We start from the raw sequence: 711 nt of genomic DNA, 5'->3' as shown, positions 1-711 counted from the left end.
CGCGCCTCAGCAACCGTGTTGTTGCGGTTCGCTCCATGGGGTTCGTCTTTTGATGATAGTGTTGATCATGACGATGAATTTCCGCATGGCGGCGACGAGCGCGACCTTGGGTGGTTTGCCGGCAGCGCGCAGTCGTTTGTGGAAGGCCTTGATGGCCGGACTGCAGCGAATGGCCGAGAGCGTTGCCATGTAGAGGGCGCAGCGGACGGTGGCGCGGCCGCCGGCGATGTGGCGCTGGCCACGCCAGGTGCCGCTGTCGTGGGCGACCGGGGCGACGCCGACGAGGGCTGCGAGTTTCTTGTCGTCGATGGTGCCGAGTTCGGGCAGTTCGGCGATGAGCACGGCGGCGCCGACCTCGCCGATGCCCGGCACGGTCAGCAGCAGGTCGCGGCGTGCGGCCATGTCGGGTTCGGCCTCGATGGCGAGCGCGATGGCGGCATCGACGCGGGCGAGCTGGCTCTTGAGGGCGGCGAGGGTCTCGCCGATCAGGGTGGCGACGGCTTGCGGGGCGTGTTCGAGGCGGTTCTTCTCAGCGACCGCCATGTCGATGAGCTGGCGGCGGCGGGTCACGAGGGCAGCAAGAGCGATGCGACCGTCGTCGATATGGGGGATCTGTGCCGGCCGCATCGCTCTGGCGAAGTGGAGAATGACGCGGGCGTCGACCTGATCGGTCTTGGCCAGCCGGCCGCTGGCCCTGGCGAAATCGCGCAC

At 68.2% G+C, this 711-nt stretch carries 1 protein-coding gene; it reads right to left on the bottom strand.

What is annotated here, in order from left to right; genetic code table 11:
- Window positions 1-6: 6 nt before the first annotated feature.
- Window positions 7-711: IS110 family transposase (locus ACQ7C1_RS31765; protein WP_430961224.1), on the bottom strand; the 705-nt coding region annotated here is incomplete at its 5' end.

The organism is Rhizobium sp. Nf11,1, from assembly GCF_050587665.1.
GTDB lineage: Bacteria > Pseudomonadota > Alphaproteobacteria > Rhizobiales > Rhizobiaceae > Rhizobium.
The sequence above is the reverse complement of the archived record's forward strand: the minus strand, read 5'-3'. Positions and strand labels throughout refer to the sequence as shown.